Below are 16,145 nucleotides of genomic sequence, written 5' to 3'. Positions count from 1 at the left end.
TGCCTGCACCGAATAGGTGCGGGCAGGAGGTTTTTTTTATCGGCGAGCCCCCAGTCGGATTTGAACCGACGACCTTTTCTTTACGAGGGAAATGCTCTACCCCTGAGCTATGGAGGCCTGCGTTCAATGCCCTTGCAGGCAGGTGAACGAAGAAAACTTTACCAGAAGAGGGCCGGTGCCCACCACCTAGTGCCCTGCACTGAGCGCCAAAAAAGTGGTACCCACCACCCTAAACAAGTGTGGTGTGTGCCACTAGAATGGACGGCATGACTACTTCACAGCGTTCCGGGCTCAACCCCCGCCCGGTTTTCTCCCAGCTCCCCAAGTATGCAGCCGGTAAACCCCCGGCTCCCGTGGAGGGCCTCACCCAGTACAAGCTCTCCTCCAACGAGAACCCCTTCGGGCCGGTGGCGTCAGTAGCTCAGGTTCTGGCTGGCTTCGATACCGTCCACCGCTACCCCGACCCCACCAGCTCAGCCCTGCGTACCAAGCTCGGGGCTGACTTGGGTATCGCCCCTGAAGATATCGTCACCGGCGCCGGTAGCCTCGGTGCCCTCAACCAGCTCCTGGCCACCTTTGCCGGCACCCACGCCGACGGTATCCAGGACGAGGTCATCTACGCCTGGCGCTCTTTTGAGGCCTACCCTATCTGCGTCGGCCTGGCCGGGGCCAAGAGCGTCCAGATCCCCAACCTGCCGAACGGGGCCCACGACCTCGACGCCATGGCCGCAGCCGTCACCGACCGCACCCGCGTCATCCTTATCTGCACCCCCAACAACCCCACCGGCCCAGCTGTCACCGAATCCCAGGTGCGCAACTTCCTGGCCAAGGTGCCCAGTGACGTCCTGGTGGTGATCGACGAAGCCTACTTCGAGTTCTGCGCCGCCACCGATATCCCTGAAGGCCAAGAGGCTCCCGTCAATGGCCTAGATATCTACCCTGACTACCCCAACGTCGCCATCCTCCGCACTTTCTCCAAGGCCCAGGGCCTGGCGGGCCTGCGCGTTGGCTACTCCATTAGCCACCCCGACGTTACCGCCCACCTGCGTGTTGGGGCCGTCCCCTTTGCCGTTACCGCCCTGGCCGAACAGGCAGCTATCGCCTCCATTGAGCACAAGAGCGAGGTGATGGACAGGGTAGCCCACCTGGTAGCCGAACGCGAGCGCGTCGTCGCCGGGCTGACTGACCTGGGCTACTGGGTCCCTGAAACCCGCGCCAACTTCGTCTGGCTGCCCCTGGGCGAGTACGCTACTGCTTTCGCGGCCCTGGCTGATGCTAACGCCCTGTCCGTCCGCGCTTTTGCCGGTGAAGGGGTGCGCGTCAGCATCGGTGAGGACGAGGCCAACACCCGCTTCCTGGCCCTAGCTGAGCAGTTTGAGCACAGGACGCAGGCGCCTAAGGAACACATCTAGCCTTGGCAGCTCCTGGGGTGGGAGCATCTGCAAGCTCCCACCCCTCTTTGTACCCAAGATTCATCACATATTTGCAAAAAATCCGTCTAAATTCTAAAAATGGTGTCGCTCTGCCCGGCCTACAGGCGTAGGGTTATACGAGTACGCCAGCGAGAATAAGGGAGAACCCCATGTCACAGACGAAAACCCCCGAGAACCCCTGGGGTGTACCAGAGCTGATCCAGCTCATGGATGAAGCTGGCGAAATCACCCCCCACGCCACCTTCTCGACCTTCGCTGACGAACTGACCGGCGAAGACCTGATGAGCATCTACCGCACCATGGCCCTGACCCGTCGTTTCGATGATGAAATGACCTCCCTGCAGCGCCAGGGGCAGCTGGCCCTCTGGGTGCCCTCCAAGGGGCAGGAAGCCGCCCAGGTAGCCTCCTCCCGGGCCCTGGTTGCCAACGACTACATCTTCCCCTCCTACCGCGACCACGGCGTTCTGTTGGAACGCGGTATTACAGCAGAGGAAATCACCCCCCTCTTCCGCGGCAGCGGCACCTTAGGCTGGGACGCCAAAAAGCATAACGTCCACTCCTACACCCTGGTTCTGGCCGCCCAGGTCCTGCACGCCACCGGCTACGCCATGGGCCTGAACCTGGATGCCGACATCGAAGCTGAGACCGGCCAACCCCAGACCGGCCAGGGCCAGGCAACCGACCCCACCCAGGACGCCGAGAAGCCAGCGGTGGCAGTCTACTTCGGGGACGGCTCCTCCACCGAGGGCGACGTCCACGAGTCCATGGTCTTTGCCGCCAGCTATAACGCCCCCGTCCTCTTCTTTATCCAGAACAACCGGTGGGCTATCTCGGTTCCCTTCGAAACCCAGTCCCGCGTACCCCTGGCTACCCGGGCAGCAGGCTACGGCTTTGAGGGCCTGCGCGTTGACGGCAACGACGTCTTAGCTGTCTACGCAGCCACCCGCTACGCCATGCAGAAGATTCGGGCCGGCGAAGGCCCGGTGCTGATCGAGGCTGAAACCTACCGCCTTGGCCCCCACACCACCGCAGACGACCCCACCAAGTACCGTCCTGAAGACCACCAGGGCACCTACGGGCCGCGCGACCCCATGATCCGCCTGGAAGCCCACCTGCGCCAGGCCGGTTACGCCACCGACTCCTTCTTCGAGGAGGTAGGGCAGGACGCTGCCGCCCTGGCCCAGCGCGTTAGGGCAGCGGTGCTCACCGGGGAACCTGAAGACTTCGAAACCCACCTGAGCCGCGCTTACGCCGCACCCCACCAGCAGGTAGAGGACGACCGCGCCTTCTACCGCGCCTACAACGACGGATTTGAGGAGGCCTAACCGTGAGCACTGAAACATTGACCCTGGCCAAGGCCATTACCCGCGCTATGCACGATGAGATGACCGCCAACCGCAAGGTCGTCACCCTGGGCGAAGACATCGGCAAGCTGGGGGGAGTCTACCGGGTAACCGAGGGCCTGCAGAAAACCTTTGGCCCCAGCCGCGTCATGGACGCCCCCCTGGGGGAATCCGGAATTATCGGCACCTCTATCGGCATGGCCCTGCGCGGCTACTACCCGGTACCGGAAATCCAGTTCGACGGCTTCGTCTTTCCCGGCTTCAACCAAATCACCTCCCAGCTGGCCAAAATGCACGGCCGGACCGAGGGCCAGTACACGGTGCCCGTTACTGTGCGTATCCCATACGGAGGCATGATTGGCTCCGTCGAGCACCACTCCGAATCCCCCGAGGCCCTCTTCACCCACACCCCGGGCCTGCGCGTGGTCAGCCCCTCCAATCCGCACGACGCCTACTGGATGCTCCGTAAGGCTATCGCCCACCCCGACCCGGTGATTTACTTCGAACCCAAGCGCCGCTACTGGATGAAGGGGGAGGTCGATTTTTCTGATACCGACTTTGACCCCTTCACCGCCCAGGTGGTCCGGGAGGGCACCGACGCTACCATTGCCACCTACGGCCCGCTGGTGCCTGTCGCCCTGGCTGCGGCCCAGGCTGCGGAAGAAGATGGCCACTCTATCGAAGTCATCGACCTGCGCTCCCTCTCCCCCCTAGACCTGCCTACTATCGAAGAGTCGGTGCAGAAGACCGGCCGCCTGATTGTGGCCCACGAAGCACCCACCTTTGGCGGTATCGGCTCCGACATTGCTTCAGCGATTGCTGAACGCTGCTTCTACCACCTAGAAGCCCCGGTGATCCGGGTGGGTGGCTACCACCTGCCCTACCCGGTCTCCCGCGTTGAAGAAGACTATGTACCTGGCATCGACCGCCTCTTAGAAGCCCTCGACCGCTCCCTGGCCTACTAGCCCCAGCCCGAAAGGAACTAGCATGTCCCAGCTTTTTAACCTCCCTGACGTGGGCGAAGGCCTCACTGAGGCTGAGATCCTCAGCTGGAAGGTCGCCGTGGGCGATACGGTTGAGATCAACACCGTCATCGTTGAGATTGAAACCGCCAAGTCTGTGGTTGAGCTTCCCTCCCCCTATGAGGGGGTTGTTGAGCAGCTCCTGGTGGCCGAGGGGGAAACCGTTGAGGTCGGTACCCCCATCATCGCCATTTCAGGTGGCGACGCCAGCCCCGCCCCTGCCTCCCCCAGCAGGCAGGACGCCCCCGCCCCGGCTGCCCCCTCCCCGGCAGCTAGCGAGGGCGGCGGCACCGCCCTGGTAGGCTCTGGCCCCAAATCTGACCCTGTGAAACGCCGGGCCCGGAAAAAGCCAGCTGCTCCGGCCCGTCCTGAGCCTAGCAGCCCGGCTCCCGCCTCGGACGGGGCATCGCAGTCGACCTCCCATGAGGGGCTCAGCCACCTCATCTCAGCCCTACCTGCCCGTGCTGGCAAACTGATTGGCGGGGGAGCAGGGGCCCTGCTACGCCGGAACCAGGCCACCAGCCCCACCTCATCCCCCGAGGTGCCCCGCCGTCAGGCCCTTGCCAAGCCACCGGTGCGAAAGGCCGCCCAGGACATGGGTATCGACCTTGCCAACGTCACCCCTACCGGCGACAATGGCCAGGTCACTAAACAGGATCTGCTCAACTACGCCGCCCACCTGGCCCTGACCGAAAAAGCTAGCGTAGAAGAGACCACCACCCCCGACTACTTCTGGCAGCCCGCAAGCCAGGGCAAGGACCGTATCGAACGGATTAAGGTCCGTAGCGTCCGCAAGGCAACCGCCAAGGCCATGGTCGAATCAGCCTTCAAGGCCCCGCACGTCTCCATCTTCGTGGACGTCGATGCCACCCGCACCATGGAATTCGTACAACGCCTCAAGAAATCCCCCCGTTTCGAGGGGATCAAGGTGACCCCGCTGCTGGTACTGGCCAAAGCCGTCATCTGGGCAGCGGCCCGCACCCCCCAGGTCAATGCCACCTGGACCGACACCGAAATCCAGGTCAAGCACTTCATGAACTTGGGCATTGCCGCGGCCACCCCGCGAGGACTCATGGTGCCCAACATCAAAGAAGCCCACGACATGAGCCTTCGGGAGCTTGCTCTTGCCCTCAACGACCTCACCACCCGGGCCCGAGAAGGCAAAACCCAGCCGGCTGAAATGCAAAACGGCACCATGACCATCACCAACATCGGCTCCCTCGGCATCGACACCGGAACCCCCATCATCAACCCCGGTGAAGCTGCCATCATCGCTTTTGGCACAATCAAACAGAAGCCCTGGGTTGTTGACGGTGAGGTCGTGCCCCGCTGGGTCACAACCCTCGGCGGTTCCTTCGACCACCGCGTCCTAGACGGTGATCTCTCGGCAAAATTCCTTGCCGACGTAGCTGCCATCCTGGAAGAACCCGCCCTGCTCCTCGACCTCTAGAGAAACCTACACGAGGATAATAAAAACCCTCCCTGCCACCGGAAACGGCTGGCAGGGAGGGTTTTGTGCTTGATGTGGAGTTCCTTCTGCACCGCGAAGTACAGAAGAAAATCCACCAAGCAAAGGTTACTGGGCCTGGATCAAGCCCCAGATCATCTCCCCCTGAGAGATCTAAGGTGCCGGTTTTACCGGAAAATTCAGGCTCTAGTGGTTACCTTCTGCTCTTGCTGAGCGCCATGAACTTTCGGCTCAGTCCCCCAACGTCACCGAAAGCCTGGGTCCCCCGACCCAAGGCATTGCTCAACAATAGCTATTAAATTCTATCCTAATTTTTAAGGAACCGGGTGCGGGTTTTTAGACCAGACAGTTCAGATATTGGCCTGCTGCCCTAGAAGCGATCAATAATGCCGCTCTGGGAAATTTCAATTGCACTTGGCTCTTCATCCTCAGAGTTACCGTCGTGAACCAGCATCACAGCAGTCTGGTCATCCGCCGGGAAAGCCCGCACCGTGATAGTGCCGCCGGTTGCGTTATCGAAGAGGTCAACCGCGCACAGGGTCAGGGCAGCTGCGACCTTGGCCGGCAGGGCCGAACCGCGCTCGTCCAAAATATCGACCTTGACACCGCGCTGGCGGGCCAGCCAGGCCGCATCCAGAATCTCCTTGTTGACGATATACCGCCCACGGATCGTATCGCGCAGCTGGGCTTCGGTGAAGCGGAACTCATCCATCTCGGTCTGGGTCACTGGAGACTCGTTATAGGCAATCCGGTGCAGCATATCCTCGGTGAGGGAACGCACCTCCTGGACACGCTGGGTTGCAATGGCGCCCATATCGGTTTCTTCTGCGCGGCCGGCATCGGCAATGATCCGCATGCCACGGGCCTGGCGGGTCTTAGAAACCGCCTGCTCAATCTGCTTGGGCACAATCATGCCAACCAGCATGAGCAGGAAGGGAATAGCGAACTCGGTCGCCAGGGAAATCCGGGGGTTGAAGTAGTCGTTATGCCAGCTGAGTACCAGCAGCATAAAACCGGAAAAGAAGAGCCAGCCGTAGAAGGTGTGGCGGCGCAGAACCAAGCCCACAGCCAGCAGGGTATAGGCCATCAGGGGCCAAGATAGGTTCGAGAAGGTTATGGAGTGGCTGATAGCCCCCAGGGTGGTATCGACGCTGTTGAGGGCCAGAATCATCAGAACCGGCATGAGCAGGTCGGGCAGGGCAAGCCGCTTGGTGGGGATGAAGGTCAAGAGGGCGGCTAGGGCGTAGTTGCCCAGGAGGATACCCCAGTGGGGGGCCCGGGAGACGGTGCAATACTCGTACCAGAAGAAGAAGGAAGCAACGATCAGAAGCACAGCCACGCTCAGGATCGTCAGGAGCAGGTTGGATTTGTAGTATTTAGCCAGCATTGGGCTCCTCATGGGGCCACTGGACGACGACGGTCGTTCCCTTTTCGGGGGCCGAGGTGATGGTGACGAGGCCACCGGCCTCTTCCATGCTTCGGATCATGGAGACGCGCACCCCGAGACGGCGGAAGTCCAAGTCGTTCATGGAGAAGCCTTGGCCCTTGTCGGAGACTGTGCAGAGGATATAGGGGCGCACTTCGTCGGCGCGGGTTGAGTTGTAGGGACGACGCATCTCGGTGCGGACGGAAATCTGCGTGGTGCGGGTGCCCGAGTGGCGGGCGGAGTTTGAGACAGCCTCGGTTACCGCGTGGGTGAAGGCCCGGGCAGCTGTGTAGGGCAGGGTGGATTCAGGGCTGGCTAGCGGGTGCTTTTCGCTGGTGTCGGAGACAAAGCGGAGGCGCTGGTTCCAGGGTTCGACGCCTTCTGCGATGTGCTCGGTCAGGGCCTGGAAGGTGATGGGGCGCTGGGGCTGGGATTTGAGGGTTTCCTCTTCCAGGACGCCGATGGCTCGGCGGGCCAGCAGGCGGGTGCGCTGGGGGAGCTCACCGGGGTTGCGGCTGGCGTCCAGGAGGGCCGCCATGACGTTGTCGTGGACCAGTTTGTCGAATTCCTGGAGCTCTTTTGCGTAGTCGCGGGAGCGGTTCAGCAGCAGCTGGGCTGAGAGAGTTTCGTAGTAGGTTTTATCTGATTCGCGTACCGCATTGAGGGCGAAGCGGGCCAGGCCAGCGAGGAGGGCACAGCAAAAGCCGAGGAAGGCAACCCGGATACCAAGCTCGGTGACATTCAGCGGAGCGCCCGTGATGAAGTGGGCGGTGTAGGAGCTGATGACCAGGAGCAGGGGGAAGATGACGCTGTGGATAATGCCGTTGCGGGGGCTTTCAGAGAAGACCGCAACCAGCATGGCGTAGATACCAAAGAGCCAGGACCAGGGAATAGCCGTGTACTGGGCTCCTGCGCTGAAGGGCCAGAGGAGGTAAGCCCCGTAGGCAAAGAAGAGCATGAAGCTCACAACCTTGGCCGAAACTTCCTTCCTCACCCCGTTGAACATGAGGAGGGCCGAGTGGACCACCAGCAGGGGAATCAGCATGAGGTACCAGAAGGAGTCGCCGCCCCGGCCCTCGGAGATGTTTGCGAGGGACTGGAAGAGCAGGCAGATAGCGATGACGGCGTAGAGCACTTCGAGGGTGCAGTAGAGCCCGAAGGAGCTGGGGCCCATGAGCCGTTGCTGGCCGGAGGTAAGCGAAAGGGACTTGAGGGAAAAGGCGCGGAGCCGGTCAGCCCTGGTGGGTTGCAGGGCGTGGGCTAGGTCCCGGGAGGCGCCGCTGGTAGGGGTTGACAGGGTACGTCCTTGGGGTTTGGGGGAGGGGAGGGGCTAGACGGTCGGGTTTTCTTCTGATTCGACCAGGCCGTCTTCGATAGCGCGGATACGCAGGTCAATCTTGGTGGGGGCAGGGCGGCCGATGCGGGCGTACTTTTCGCGGATTCGGTCGATGTTGGTCTTGACCGCTGACTGCTTGATGCCCATGCGGCGGGCTACCTGGACCTGGGCGAAGCCGGAGGCGTAGAGGCGCAGGGTCTCCTGCTCGCGGGGGGAGAGGTTGGCCCGGGAGAACTCGTGGTCACCGTCGATTGCAGCTGCTAGTTCCTTGGTGACAACGGCCTTACCTTCGGCAATGTTCTTAGCTTCTGCCAGGGCGTGTTCGAGGGGTTCAGACTTGCGGACCAGGCCCAGGGCGCCAGCCTTGAGGGCTTCGCGGATCAGGCCGGGGTTTTCACCAATGCTAAAGAGCAGGACCTTAATGCCTGCCCGCTGGAGGATGTCGACGTTTTCTGAGGGGCGGGACTTGTCTTGCAGGGACAGGTCAAGGAGCACGACGTCGCAGTCGCGCTTCAGCTTGCCAAGGTCGGCGTTGGCGGGGTCTGCAAGGTCGCGGCCCAGGGCGACGAGGAGGTCAGCGGCGGTGGGGGCGGCGGCGACCAGTTCGATTTCGCTGGCGCCAGCTGCAACAGCTCGCATGCCTTCGCGGACTACCTCGTGGTCGTCGACAATGCCTACGCGTACTACGCTCATGTTCCCTACTTTGTAATGTGCGGTATTCGGAATAAGGGCCTGAGGGGCAGACGGGAGTACTTCGGTGTGCTGGAGCACCTCAGGTGAATATTTCTTACTGAAATATTTTACAGGCTAAGGCCACTCGGAGGCCGGTAATGGGAGGTGAGTATCAGTAGCCCCTAGTCACAATTGTGGTGGTTGCTGTTTTTATCCGGTTAGGTTGATGGCCTTGTGGTAGCGGCTTCCGGCGGCAGCTCCAATAAGGGCCCCGATGAGGGCAAGGACGGCAAGGGCTAGGGTAACCAGGGTGCCTACGGCAAGGTCGGGGCCTAACAGGGGTTGGAGGGCAACCCGTGGGGCCAGGGGGGAGCTCATGGAACTGGTTGCCCAGGTGAGCAGGGTAGCCAGAAGGACGCCGAGCGCGGCCATACCCAGGACGCCGAGGGCCTGCTTACTGGGGGCAAGGACGGCCATCCGGGAGGCGGTATAACCACCAAAACCGAAAGCGGTGAGCAGGAGCAGGCCAACCCCGATAGCCCAGGGGAGGGCCTGGGCCTGGGTGCTGGCGCTTGTTGCCGCCAGGACTGTTTCGGTGATTCCGCTGTAGTGGGACAGGCCGAGCAGGGTAAAGAGGGAGCGGAGAATCGGTAGGGCCCCGCCATAGAGGGCTGAGGCGACCAGGACGCCTGCGAAGGCCGGGATGAACTGGATACGGGAGTACTGAAGGCGCCTGCTACCAGGCCCAGGAGCCGGCGGGGCGGAGGGCGCCGGCTGGTACTGCTCTTCCCGGTAGAGCTGGGGGGAAGCAGCCTGGGGGAGGGGCTCTGGAATGGACTGGGCCGCAGCCGGCTCTACCCGCCCGTACCTGCTTGCGGTGAGCGGGGCGTCCTGGGCAGGCTGCACCCTGGGATCTTCTGCCCCACCGGGCGCCCCCTGGCTGTATTCCTGCTGGTGGGCGCGGGGATCAAGGACCCGGGTGGGATCGGAGTCTTCGAAGACGGCATCCCATTCATCAAAGTCACGGCGGTTCTGGGACGGTTGAGTCACCGGCTCCCCTTTCTGAGGCTGAAACGAGGTTTAGGCCAGGCCCAGGGCCTGGGGGCTGTACTGGTGGGCAGGGTCGGTGGGGCGCTCATCGGCATTAACGTACTTCACCACCCGGGCAGGGTTGCCGACAGCCACAGCGTTGGCCGGGACGTCCTTGGTCACCACAGCCCCGGCCCCAATCACGGCATTCTCGCCCACGGTGACGCCGGGGCAGAGAATAGCCCCGCCGCCAATCCAGACGTTGCGCCCCACCGTAATCGGCAGACCGCCCTCCCACAGGGCCTCTCGGTCCACCGGATTCAGCGGGTGGGTGGGGGTCAAAAACTGCACGTTGGGGCCCACCAGGACGGCATCGCCAAAGGTAATGGGGGCAACGTCCAGAAAAACGCAGCCAAAGTTAAAGAAACAACCCGCCCCGATATGGGTATTCACCCCGTAATCAAAGGAAACCGAGGGGCGGATCATCGACCCCTCACCCAGGGAACCCACAATCTGGGCCAGGACGTCCTGCCTGCGGCTATCGCGGGCCCGGTACAGCCGGGTATATTCTTCAACCAGCTCCACCACCCGGTAGTGGACATCGGCGCACTCCTGGTCGGGCCGGTAGGCGTAGCCTGCCGTCATCTGCTCAAAAACGCTCTTACCGGCGCGTAACTCATCCCAGCTTGCCACCGTTAACCTCCATAGACCAGGGTCATGACAGCAATAATGGCCAGGCCAACCCCAACCACTACCAGGCCAGCAATCACCATGCGCTTATTAATCTCTCGCATCAGCGCCCGAAACTCTTCGGGGCTAATATCATCATTTCTACGTCGAGCCATACCCTAAGTATGTCAGCTCCAGCCCCGCTGTGGCACAATCGTGTGTATGCATTCAGCTGAGAACTCACCCAATAACCCGGGGGCCCACCCCCTGGCCCATCGCCCCTGGATCAAGAACTACCGCGAGGGCACAGGACGCGACGTAGACCTGCCCGAGACCTCCCTCTCCCACCTCATGGCAGAGGCAGTCCGCACCGCTCCTCACAAAATCGCCCTCGAGTTCTTCGGCGCCACCACCACCTACAGCGAACTCGGTGACCAAATCCTTCGCGTCGCCGAAGGCCTCCGGAAAGCCGGTATCCAGCACGGGGACCGCGTTGCCCTGGTGCTGCCCAACTGCCCCCAGCACATTGTGGCCTTCTACGCGATCTTGCGCCTGGGCGCCGTCGTTGTAGAACACAACCCCCTCTACACCTCAGCTGAACTACGCCACATGTTCGAAGACCACGGGGCAAAGGCCGCCATCGTCTGGGACAAAATCGCCGACAACATCACCTCTCTGCCGGCTGACATCCGCCCCAAGAACATCTACGCGGTCAACATGATTGAAGAAATGCCCTTCGTCATGCGCAATGCCCTCAAGCTGCCCATCGGCAAGCTCAAGGAATCCCGCGAGAAGCTCGAAGGCCCCGCCCGCGGAACCACCCCCTGGCGCCAGTTCATGAAGAACCAGCCCCTGGCAGCAGACCACCACCGGCCCACCGCCCACGACTTAGCCCTGCTCCAGTACACCTCAGGCACCACCGGCCTGCCCAAGGGCGTCATGCTCACCCACCGCAACCTAGAATCCAACGGCCGCATGGGCGAGGCCTGGATCCAGCCCGGGGCCGATGAAGTCATTTACGCCGTCCTTCCCCTCTTCCACGCCTACGGTATGACCCTGGGGCAGACCATCGCCGCCGTCTGCAAGGCCCGCCTGGTCCTCTTCCCCACCGTTGATATGGATCTCATCTTCCGGGCCATGAAGAAAACCAAGCCCACCATCCTGCCTGCTGTGCCCCCTGTCTACCGCCGGATGCTCGATGAAGCCAAGAGCCGGGGCGTCTCTCTGCAGGGCATCCGCTATGCTGTCTCCGGGGCCATGCACCTGCCGGTTGAACTCGTCTCAGAATGGGAAGAAGCCACCGGGGGTCTGCTCGTAGAGGGCTACGGGCTCTCAGAATGCTCCCCCCTCGTCTCCTGCAACCCGCTGAACTCAACCCGCCGGGCAGGGTCCATCGGTGTTCCCTTCCCCTCCACCGATATTCGCGTCGTTGATCCCGAAACCCTTGAGGACGTTCCCGACGGGGCTGAGGGGGAACTGCTGGTACGCGGCCCCCAGGTCATGCGCGGCTACTGGAAGCGCGGTGAAGACACCAGCAAGACCCTCATCGAAGATGGCTGGCTACGCACCGGCGACATCGTGCGCCTGGATCACGACTACTTCATTGAAATCGTAGACCGCATCAAGGAAGTCATTATCACCGGTGGCTTCAACGTCTCACCCACTGAGGTTGAAAACGTGCTCAAGCAGCACGACTCGGTAGCTGACTGCGCGGTAGTTGGCCTGCCTGATGGATCAGGCGGTGAAAAGGTCACCGCAGCAATCATCCCGGCCGAGGGCTATGCGATTGACCCCGAAGAGCTCAAACAGCACTGCTACGAGCGTCTAACCCGCTACAAGGTGCCCAAGAACTACTACGAGGTAGAGGAACTGCCCCGCTCCATGCTGGGAAAGACCCTGCGCCGTAAGGTCCGCGAAAGCCTAGAAGCCAAGTACGTCAAGTAGGCGGCCGTCAGCCCCCAAGAGCAGATACCTGCCCTTGGGGGTTTTCTCTAGCCCCAGGGCAGTTGCCGGGACGCTGGTGGCAGCTGCAAGGGCCTCCGGTAGGGAAATCCCAAAAGCTACCGCCTGCTCTACCGCCCGCGCCAGGGTCAGGGTGCTCCCGGCAATAGTGTCGGTGCCTGCAAGGTGGGCAACGGAGTCTTTGACCTCTACCGCGAGGGAGCCCAGCTGGTAGGGACCGTCCGCGCACCCGGCAGCTGCCATAGCGTCGGTGACCAGGGCGATACGGCCCGGGGCCAGGGCGAAAGCGGTGCGCACCATGGGGCCGTGGACGTGGACCCCGTCGCAGATTACTTCAAGGGTGACATGGGGGGAATCAGCGGCAGCGGCCACGGGGCCGGGCTGGCGGTGGTGCAGGGGCCGCATGGCGTTGAAGGTGTGGGTGAGTAGGCTGGCCCCTTCATCAAAGGCAGCTTTGGCCTGCTCGTAGGTGGCATCGGTGTGCCCAACTGCTACCTTGATTCCCAGTTCGACGCAACGGCGCAGGGTGGCTAGGCCGGGGTCGGTCTCAGGGGCCAAGGTGATTTGCAGGAGCTTGCCCTCGGAGGCCTCCCAGAGGGCTTCGAGCTGGTCTGGGCTGGGGGTTCGCAGGGCGCTGGGGGCGTGGGCCCCCTTGTAGGCCGGGGAGATAAAGGGCCCTTCGGCGTGAAAGCCTACCGGGGTTGCCTGGCCGGGGTGCTGGCGGTGGAGGAAGGGAAGGAGCTGGCTCATGCTCTGCCCCATGTCAGCTAGGGGGTTGGAGACAATGGAGGCGACAAGCTGGCCGGTTCCTGCCTGCCCGTGGGTGGTGAGGGCACCGGTGACCTGCGGGGCATCCTCAAAGGCCTGCCCCCCACCTCCGTGGCAGTGGATATCGGTAAAGGCAGGGGCGAGGAAAGTGCCTGACCCATCGCGCACCTGGCCGCCCCGAGCGGTTACCTCGGGGGCAAGTGACTTCCAGCTGTCCCCGGTTCCTACGGTGCTAGCCCCGGTTGTCTCGACGAGAATCCAGGCCTGGTTACTCTCGGCAGGTCCAGGGGTGGGGCTGCCGGTGAGATCGTGCAGGGAGTGAATCAGGACGGGGGCGGGCACGGGGTTCTCCTGGGGGCTAACGGGTGCTGGGTCGGGATAATCTACCACTCAAAATACTACTCTTGAAGGTTGGCTGTGGCGATTATTGGGCCCTCTGAAAATATATTTCTTTGATGTTTAGTGCAATGAGTGATGTATCTGGCATATCTGATAGCATTTTTTGCATGGAAATTATTATTTGTGAATCTGAGGACCGTATTGGTGAATACGCTGCCTCCCTGATTGAAATGGTGACTGAGCGAAATAATCGGGCGGGTGAAAGCAGTGTCTGGGGGGTTGCGACCGGTTCCTCCCCTGAGAGCACCTACACCCATCTGGCCAGCAAGGTTAAGGCGGGCCTGGACGTAAGTGCCGTCAGTGCCTTTGCCCTTGATGAGTATGTGGGCTTGGATCCAGAACATCCTGAGTCCTATCACAGTGTGATTCGAGATCAGGTGGTGCAGAAGGTTGGCCTGAGGGCTGAAAAGGTGCATGTACTCAACGGTATGGCTGAGGACATTCCTGCTGAATGTGCCCGCTATGAGGCGGCCATGAAAGCTGAAGGTGGCGTTGACGTGCAGATTCTTGGTATAGGCGCCAATGGGCATATAGGCTTTAACGAGCCCGGCTCCTCCCTGGTCTCCCGCACCCGCATCAAAACCCTGGCCCCCAAGACCGTTTCAGATAACGCCCGCTTCTTTGCCGGGGATACCTCTCAGGTGCCCGTCCACTGCCTGACCCAGGGAATTGGCACCATCATGGAGGCCCGCAAGATTGTGCTGGTTGCCTTCGGTAAGAATAAGGCAGCTGCGGTCGCTGGTATGGCTGAAGGTCCAGTGACTGCTTCCTGCCCCGGTTCGATCTTGCAGATGCACCCTGATGTTACCGTCGTGATTGATGAAGAGGCAGCTTCAGAACTAAAGAATTCAGAATATTACCGTTTTGCCCAAAAAAATATTCCGACCTTTCAAAAGCCCGGTGAATAAATAAGCACAATAGGGGAGGGGCTGTTACGACAGTCCCTCCCCTATTTTTATATCAATAAATGTTTTACTAAGCGTCCATTGCGTCTTTGAACCAGCCGGTAATTGAAATGGGGTGAGTGATAGCGGTTCCGACGACGACGGCGTGGGCCCCGGCGTCCAGGGCGGCCTTAGCCTGGGCGGGGGTGTGGACCCGGCCCTCGGCAATGAGGGGGCGGCCCAGGTCCCGGGAGGCGATCGCTTCGAGGAGCTCAAGATCGGGGCCCTCGGTCTTAGGCCGTGCCCCGGTGTAACCGGCCAGGGTTGTTCCGATGAAGTCGGCTCCGGCCTCTGCCGCTGCAAGAGCTGACTCCAGGGAATCGCAGTCGGCCATGACCAGGGCGTTCGACCCCTCATGTACCCCGCGAATAACCTCAGCCAGGCTCAGGCCGTCAGGCCGGTTGCGCAGGGTGCCGTCGAGGGCGACGATGTGGGCCCCCGCCTGGGCCACGGCTAGGGCATGGTGCAGGGTGGGGGTGATGAAGATGCCGTCGTGGCCGTCCTTCCACAGGCCAATGACGGGCACCTCAACGGCAGTGCGGGTGAACTGCACGTCAGCAAGGCCCTGCACCCGGACTGCAGCTGCCCCACCGAGAACGGCGGAGGCAGCAACCTGGGCAGTGGTGCGGGGGTCGCGCATGGGCTCGCCCGGGTAGGCCTGGGCGGATACGATGAGCTGGCCTGAGATAAGGTCGGTGAGTTCTTGGGGGGTAAACATGCTGGGTCTCCTGGGTTAGGGCTGGGTGGTGAAGCCGGGGACGAGGCTGGCTGCTCCCAGCAGGGGGGCGTCACCGCCGAGGGTGGCGCGGACAATGGGGGTTTCAGCTGCCTGCCCCAGGGCCGCCTGGGTGAAGGTGCTGGCTACGGTGTCCCACCAGCGGGCTCCGAGGTTGATGACGCCGCCTGAGACGACAATTAGGTGGGGGTCAAGGATTGTGGCCAGGTCGCCTAAGGCGGTGCCCGCTGCCTGGGCCCCGAGCCTGATGGCTTCGAGGGCAGCTGAATCGCCGTCGTCCGCTGCCTGTTCAAGGTCAAAGAGGTTAGCTACCTGTCCCTGCCCGCCAAGGCGCCGGTAGGAATCGACCATGCCGGTGCCGGAGGCGACTGCTTCAACGTGGCCGCTGCTTCCGCAGTAGCAGGGTACCCCGACTGCGAGGGGGGAGGAGAAGTGGCCGACGTGCCCGGCGAGGGAGTGGGCACCGCGCATTTGGCTGCCACCGCTGATGTAGGAGCCACCGACCCCGGTTCCGAAGGCGACCATGAGGGTGGTTTCTGCCCGAGCTGCCGCTCCCAGCCAGGCTTCGCCCAGGGCATGGGCGTGGACGTCGTTGACGGCGTAGGTGGGCAGGCCGGTGACCTCGGAGACGATGGCTGCCAGGGGGGTGCCGCTCCAGTTCTTGATGAGGTTGGCGGCGGTAATCACCTCTCCCTGCTGGCCAATGACCCCTGCAGATCCGATTCCGATACCAACCGGTTCGTAGCCCATGGAGCGGGCGGTGGCAGCTAAGTCTGCCAGGGCCTTACCGGTTGCTTCAGCTAGGGGCCGGCCACCTATCTGGGCCTGGGTCGGAATCTTATCGCGGTGCAGGACTTCTCCGGTGGGGGAGATGATACCGAGGGCAGTCTTGGTGCCGCCGAGGTCTGCTGCGAGGACGATCTGGGGGGTCATGGTTG

Annotated in this window: 15 protein-coding genes and 1 tRNA gene; 6 read left to right on the top strand and 10 right to left on the bottom strand. The window is 62.2% G+C overall.

All coding sequences use genetic code 11. The features are described from left to right. Positions 1-45 precede the first annotated feature (45 nt). A tRNA-Thr gene (locus ACMXX3_RS09115) sits at positions 46-117 on the bottom strand. Positions 118-266: 149 nt separating this feature from the next. On the opposite strand from ACMXX3_RS09115, the gene ACMXX3_RS09110 reads away from it, so the two are divergent. The 4 genes from ACMXX3_RS09110 (at position 267) to ACMXX3_RS09095 (ending at position 5,248) form a co-directional block, all read left to right on the top strand. Continuing rightward, positions 267-1,412, top strand: a complete 1,146-nt coding sequence (locus tag ACMXX3_RS09110; protein ID WP_421084399.1) for a histidinol-phosphate transaminase — start codon at positions 267-269, stop codon at positions 1,410-1,412. Positions 1,413-1,582: 170 nt separating this feature from the next. Next, entirely contained in the window at positions 1,583-2,758 is a 1,176-nt protein-coding gene (locus ACMXX3_RS09105; RefSeq protein ID WP_421084398.1) for a thiamine pyrophosphate-dependent enzyme, read from the top strand. A 2-nt stretch (positions 2,759-2,760) separates the two neighbouring features. Then, positions 2,761-3,741, top strand: coding sequence for an alpha-ketoacid dehydrogenase subunit beta (locus ACMXX3_RS09100; protein ID WP_272878920.1), 981 nt, complete (start codon positions 2,761-2,763; stop codon positions 3,739-3,741). Between the two features lie 22 nt (positions 3,742-3,763). Next, positions 3,764-5,248 carry a dihydrolipoamide acetyltransferase family protein gene (locus tag ACMXX3_RS09095; RefSeq protein ID WP_421084397.1) on the top strand — a complete coding sequence of 495 codons (1,485 nt, stop codon included), beginning with the start codon at positions 3,764-3,766 and terminating at the stop codon, positions 5,246-5,248. 388 nt (positions 5,249-5,636) lie between these two features. Here ACMXX3_RS09095 and ACMXX3_RS09090 read toward each other — a convergent pair whose 3' ends face one another. The 6 genes from ACMXX3_RS09090 to ACMXX3_RS09065 form a co-directional block, all read right to left on the bottom strand. Next, positions 5,637-6,653 (bottom strand): hypothetical protein, encoded by a 1,017-nt coding sequence (locus tag ACMXX3_RS09090; RefSeq protein ID WP_421084396.1) that lies wholly within the window; start codon positions 6,651-6,653, stop codon positions 5,637-5,639. After that, the gene (locus ACMXX3_RS09085) at positions 6,643-7,866 is read right to left on the bottom strand and encodes a sensor histidine kinase (RefSeq protein ID WP_421084395.1); all 1,224 of its coding nucleotides are present in this window, start codon (positions 7,864-7,866) and stop codon (positions 6,643-6,645) included. The genes ACMXX3_RS09090 and ACMXX3_RS09085 overlap by 11 nt, the downstream gene beginning before the upstream one ends. Before the next feature lie 156 nt (positions 7,867-8,022). Then, positions 8,023-8,721 carry a LuxR C-terminal-related transcriptional regulator gene (locus tag ACMXX3_RS09080; RefSeq protein ID WP_421084394.1) on the bottom strand — a complete coding sequence of 233 codons (699 nt, stop codon included), beginning with the start codon at positions 8,719-8,721 and terminating at the stop codon, positions 8,023-8,025. 189 nt (positions 8,722-8,910) lie between these two features. Then, complete coding sequence (locus tag ACMXX3_RS09075) at positions 8,911-9,750, bottom strand: hypothetical protein (protein ID WP_421084393.1); 840 nt, start codon at positions 9,748-9,750, stop codon at positions 8,911-8,913. Between the two features lie 30 nt (positions 9,751-9,780). Continuing rightward, complete coding sequence (locus ACMXX3_RS09070) at positions 9,781-10,422, bottom strand: sugar O-acetyltransferase (RefSeq protein ID WP_421084392.1); 642 nt, start codon at positions 10,420-10,422, stop codon at positions 9,781-9,783. Between the two features lie 2 nt (positions 10,423-10,424). Then, positions 10,425-10,574, bottom strand: a complete 150-nt coding sequence (locus ACMXX3_RS09065) for a hypothetical protein (RefSeq protein ID WP_237201948.1) — start codon at positions 10,572-10,574, stop codon at positions 10,425-10,427. A 46-nt stretch (positions 10,575-10,620) separates the two neighbouring features. Here ACMXX3_RS09065 and ACMXX3_RS09060 point away from each other — a divergent pair, with 46 nt between their 5' ends. Then, the gene (locus tag ACMXX3_RS09060; RefSeq protein WP_421084391.1) at positions 10,621-12,342 is read left to right on the top strand and encodes a long-chain-fatty-acid--CoA ligase; all 1,722 of its coding nucleotides are present in this window, start codon (positions 10,621-10,623) and stop codon (positions 12,340-12,342) included. Here ACMXX3_RS09060 and ACMXX3_RS09055 read toward each other — a convergent pair. Next, positions 12,319-13,518 carry an N-acetylglucosamine-6-phosphate deacetylase gene (locus ACMXX3_RS09055; RefSeq protein ID WP_421084390.1) on the bottom strand — a complete coding sequence of 400 codons (1,200 nt, stop codon included), beginning with the start codon at positions 13,516-13,518 and terminating at the stop codon, positions 12,319-12,321. The two genes, ACMXX3_RS09060 and ACMXX3_RS09055, sit on opposite strands and share 24 nt — an antisense overlap. Before the next feature lie 116 nt (positions 13,519-13,634). On the opposite strand from ACMXX3_RS09055, the gene nagB reads away from it, so the two are divergent. Further along, the gene (nagB, locus tag ACMXX3_RS09050) at positions 13,635-14,435 is read left to right on the top strand and encodes a glucosamine-6-phosphate deaminase (RefSeq protein ID WP_421084389.1); all 801 of its coding nucleotides are present in this window, start codon (positions 13,635-13,637) and stop codon (positions 14,433-14,435) included. A 67-nt stretch (positions 14,436-14,502) separates the two neighbouring features. Here nagB and ACMXX3_RS09045 read toward each other — a convergent pair whose 3' ends face one another. Then, on the bottom strand, positions 14,503-15,189 hold the full coding sequence (locus ACMXX3_RS09045) for an N-acetylmannosamine-6-phosphate 2-epimerase (protein ID WP_237201945.1): 687 nt from the start codon (positions 15,187-15,189) through the stop codon (positions 14,503-14,505). Positions 15,190-15,204: 15 nt separating this feature from the next. Next, positions 15,205-16,140, bottom strand: coding sequence for an ROK family protein (locus ACMXX3_RS09040; RefSeq protein WP_421084388.1), 936 nt, complete (start codon positions 16,138-16,140; stop codon positions 15,205-15,207). Between the last annotated feature and the right edge of the window lie 5 nt (positions 16,141-16,145).

This window comes from Rothia nasimurium (genome assembly GCF_049068285.1).
Lineage (GTDB): Bacteria > Actinomycetota > Actinomycetes > Actinomycetales > Micrococcaceae > Rothia > Rothia nasimurium_I.
Note: the sequence above shows the minus strand (reverse complement) of the source record. Positions and strands in the feature narration are given on the sequence as shown.

What these genes read in the sequence shown, in the direction of transcription:
- ACMXX3_RS09110 (WP_421084399.1), top strand. Translation starts at nt 267, where the DNA reads ATGACTACTTCACAGCGTTCCGGGCTCAACCCCCGCCCGGTTTTCTCC.
- ACMXX3_RS09080 (WP_421084394.1), bottom strand. Translation starts at nt 8,721, where the DNA reads ATGAGCGTAGTACGCGTAGGCATTGTCGACGACCACGAGGTAGTCCGC.
- ACMXX3_RS09040 (WP_421084388.1), bottom strand. Translation starts at nt 16,140, where the DNA reads ATGACCCCCCAGATCGTCCTCGCAGCAGACCTCGGCGGCACCAAGACT.
- ACMXX3_RS09045 (WP_237201945.1), bottom strand. Translation starts at nt 15,189, where the DNA reads ATGTTTACCCCCCAAGAACTCACCGACCTTATCTCAGGCCAGCTCATC.
- ACMXX3_RS09060 (WP_421084391.1), top strand. Translation starts at nt 10,621, where the DNA reads ATGCATTCAGCTGAGAACTCACCCAATAACCCGGGGGCCCACCCCCTG.
- ACMXX3_RS09085 (WP_421084395.1), bottom strand. Translation starts at nt 7,866, where the DNA reads ATGGGCCCCAGCTCCTTCGGGCTCTACTGCACCCTCGAAGTGCTCTAC.
- ACMXX3_RS09065 (WP_237201948.1), bottom strand. Translation starts at nt 10,574, where the DNA reads ATGGCTCGACGTAGAAATGATGATATTAGCCCCGAAGAGTTTCGGGCG.
- ACMXX3_RS09090 (WP_421084396.1), bottom strand. Translation starts at nt 6,653, where the DNA reads ATGCTGGCTAAATACTACAAATCCAACCTGCTCCTGACGATCCTGAGC.
- ACMXX3_RS09095 (WP_421084397.1), top strand. Translation starts at nt 3,764, where the DNA reads ATGTCCCAGCTTTTTAACCTCCCTGACGTGGGCGAAGGCCTCACTGAG.
- ACMXX3_RS09105 (WP_421084398.1), top strand. Translation starts at nt 1,583, where the DNA reads ATGTCACAGACGAAAACCCCCGAGAACCCCTGGGGTGTACCAGAGCTG.
- nagB (WP_421084389.1), top strand. Translation starts at nt 13,635, where the DNA reads ATGGAAATTATTATTTGTGAATCTGAGGACCGTATTGGTGAATACGCT.